A 2946-nucleotide genomic window follows, 5' to 3' on the forward strand; every position below is an offset into this window, starting at 1 on the left:
CGGCCGCCGAGCGCGTCGCGCTGCTGCGCACGCGCGTGCGGCTGCGGCTCGCCGCGGACGCCGACGCGGCGCGCGCCGAGGCGCAGCTCGCGCAGGCGCGGGCCGCGCAGGAGGAACCGCGCGCGGCGGCGACCGTCGCCGCGCAGCAGCTCGCCGTACGGCTTGGCCAGGCCGAACCCGATCCCGCCTGGCTGCAGCCGGCGCCGCCGCCACGCCTCGGCGCGGCGTCGTTCGCCGCCGCGCCGGCCGACCTGCTGCGCGCGCGCCCGGAGATCCGGCACGCCGAACAGGCGGTGCTGCAGGCGGCCGGCGCGCTGGGCGTGGCGCGCGCGGACCTGTACCCGCGCCTCAGCCTGGCCGGCGCGCTGACCCTGGCGCTGCGGCTCGGCAGCGGCGCCACCCGCGGCCTGCTCTCGGCGGGTCCGGTGATCGACATGCCGCTGTTCGACTGGGGCGCGCGCCGCGCGCGCGCGGCTGCCGGCTCCGCGCAGCTCGCCGCCGCCGAGGACGCCTACCGCGAGGCCGTGCTCGAAGGCGTTGCCGAGGTGGAATCGGCGCTGGCCGCGCTGGACGCCGCACGCGCGCAGGCGCAGCGCGGCGACGATGCGCTGGCGGCGCAGCGGCGCGCCGACGACGCCGCGGCGACGTTGCGCCGGCTCGGCCTCGCCGACGGCATCGCGCGCGCCGAAGCGCGCATCGCCGCGCTCGACGCGCAGTCCGCCGCGCTCGATGCGCACGCACGCGAGGCGGTCGCCTTCATCGCGCTGTACAAGGCGCTGGGCGGCGCGCCGCCGCCGCTCGCCGTGGCCGCGCGCTGATGGTCGCGCTGGCGCGCAAGACGCTACTGCACGAATGGCGCCGCTTCCTGCCGGCGGCGCTGGCGGTCGCGTTCGCCGGCCTGCTGCTGCTGATGCAGGCGGCGCTGCTGCTGGGCATCTTCGGCAGCGCCGCCGTCTACATCGACCAATCCGGCGGCGACCTCTGGGTCGGCTACCCCGGCACGCAGACCATCGACCTCGGCCGACCGATCCCGCCCGACACCGAGATGCGCCTGCGCATGGACCCGGAAGTCGCGCGCGTCGAGCCGTTCCGCTGGGTCGACGCCGACTGGCGCGGCCCGGCCGAGCGCGGCTCCGTGTCGGTGTTCGTGTCCGGCATCGACACGCGCGCCGACGGCATGGCGTTCGCGCGCGCGCTGCCGCCGGCGCTGCGCGCGCGGCTGGACGCGCCCGGCGCGGTGATCGTCGACCGCGCCGACCTGCCCAAGCTCGGCCTCGACGTCGGCGCCAGCGCGCGCCTCAACGGCCGGCGCGTGCGCATCGTCGGCACCGCCCGGGGTTTGCGCGCGCTCGGCGGCGTCAACATCGTTGCCTCGCTGGACACCGCGCGCACGCTCGACGCCGACGCGGGCGGCGCCGACCGCGTCGCCTACTACGTCGTCGCGCTGCGCGACCCGGCGCGCGCTGAAGTGGTGCGCGCGCGGCTGGCGCGCATCGGCGCGCACGCCGGCTTCGCCGTGTGGACACGGCAGGCGTTCGCGCGGCGCGCGGTCGCCTACTGGATGTTCGAGACCGGCGCGGGGCTGGGCTTCGTGTTCCTGACCGCGCTGGTGTTCGTGGTCGGCGCGGTGATCACCAGCCAGACGCTGATGGGCGCGGTGGCCGGCTCGGTGCGCGAATACGCGACGCTGAACGCGCTCGGCGTCGGCTTCGGCGACCTGCGCCGCGTGGTGCTGCAGCAGGCCGCCTGGGTGGGCGGCGCCGGGCTGCTGGCGGGCGGCATCGCCGCGATGGCGCTGGCGCTGCTGGCGCGCCGCGCCGACGTGCCGGTCGCGTTCGGCGCGTGGCAGGCGCTGGCCTGCGCCGCGCTGGTGATGGGCATCGCGCTGGTGTCCGGCTTGATGGCGGTGCGCGCGCTGCGCGGTGCCGATCCGGCGACGTTGCTGAGATGAGCATGGGCGAATCCGGCCGCCACGACGTGATCCTGGAAGCGCACGGCCTGGTGCGCGGCTTCGTCAGCGGGCGCGTGCGCACGCCGGTGCTGGACGGGCTCGACCTCGCCGTGCGCGCCGGCGAGCTGACCCTGATCTCCGGCCCGTCCGGCTGCGGCAAGAGCACGCTGCTGGCGATCCTGAGCGGCCTGCTGCGCCCGGAAGCCGGGCGCGTGGGCGCGTTGGGCGAGGATCTGTGGGCGCTGGACCCGCACGCGCTGGACCGCTTCCGCCTGCACCACACCGGCTTCGTGTTCCAGGGCTTCAACCTGTTCCCGGCGCTGACCGCGCTCGAGCAGGTGCAGCTTCCGCTCGGCTACCTCGGCCTCGACGCGCACGTCGCGCGCGCGCGCGCGGTCGCGGCGCTGCACGAGGTCGGCCTCGGCCACCGCCTGCGCCTGCGCCCGGCGGAGCTTTCCGGCGGCGAGAAGCAGCGCGTGGCGATCGCGCGCGCGGTGGCGAAACATCCGCGCCTGCTGTTCGCCGACGAGCCGACCAGCGCGCTGGACGGCGTCAACGGCGCCGCGGTGATCGACATCCTGCACCGCGTCGCGCGCACCCACGACGCCGCGGTGCTGTGCGTCAGCCACGACCCGCGCCTGCACGCGCACGCCGACCGCATCGTCACGATGGAGGATGGCCGCATCCTCGCCGACCTGCGCGCGCCCGCCGCGCCGCATGCCTCACGACAAGGCACGACCGCATGAATCCATATCCCCGTTTCGTTGCGCTGGCTCTCCTGCTGCCGTTCGCGCTCGCCGGCTGCGGCCGCGGCACGGACGCGCCGCCGCCCGCGCCGCGCTATGCGGCGATGGCGCGCGGCTGGGTCGACGTCGAGGGCGGCGTGCTGCGCCTGGCGGCGCGCGCCGACGGCGTGGTGGCGCGCGTGCTGGTCGAGGAAGGGCAGAGCGTGGCGAGCGGGCAGCCGCTGCTGCTGCTCGACGCCAGCGCCGCAC

At 77.2% G+C, this 2946-nt stretch carries 4 protein-coding genes; all 4 read left to right on the forward strand.

The genetic code is table 11. From position 1 onward, the window contains the following. Positions 1–818, forward strand: an 818-nt coding sequence (locus ABFC67_RS01005; RefSeq protein ID WP_346736176.1) for a TolC family protein, incomplete at its 5' end; no start/stop codon positions are given. Then, entirely contained in the window at positions 818–1951 is a 1134-nt protein-coding gene (locus tag ABFC67_RS01010; protein ID WP_346736177.1) for an ABC transporter permease, read from the forward strand. The genes ABFC67_RS01005 and ABFC67_RS01010, both read left to right, overlap by 1 nt. Continuing rightward, positions 1948–2697 carry an ABC transporter ATP-binding protein gene (locus ABFC67_RS01015; RefSeq protein ID WP_346736178.1) on the forward strand — a complete coding sequence of 250 codons (750 nt, stop codon included), beginning with the start codon at positions 1948–1950 and terminating at the stop codon, positions 2695–2697. The genes ABFC67_RS01010 and ABFC67_RS01015 overlap by 4 nt, the downstream gene beginning before the upstream one ends. After that, on the forward strand, positions 2694–2946 hold a 253-nt coding region (locus ABFC67_RS01020; protein WP_346736179.1), incomplete at its 3' end, for a biotin/lipoyl-binding protein. The genes ABFC67_RS01015 and ABFC67_RS01020, both read left to right, overlap by 4 nt.

Origin of the sequence: Mizugakiibacter sp. (genome assembly GCF_039680435.1) — a bacterium.
GTDB lineage: Bacteria > Pseudomonadota > Gammaproteobacteria > Xanthomonadales > Rhodanobacteraceae > Mizugakiibacter.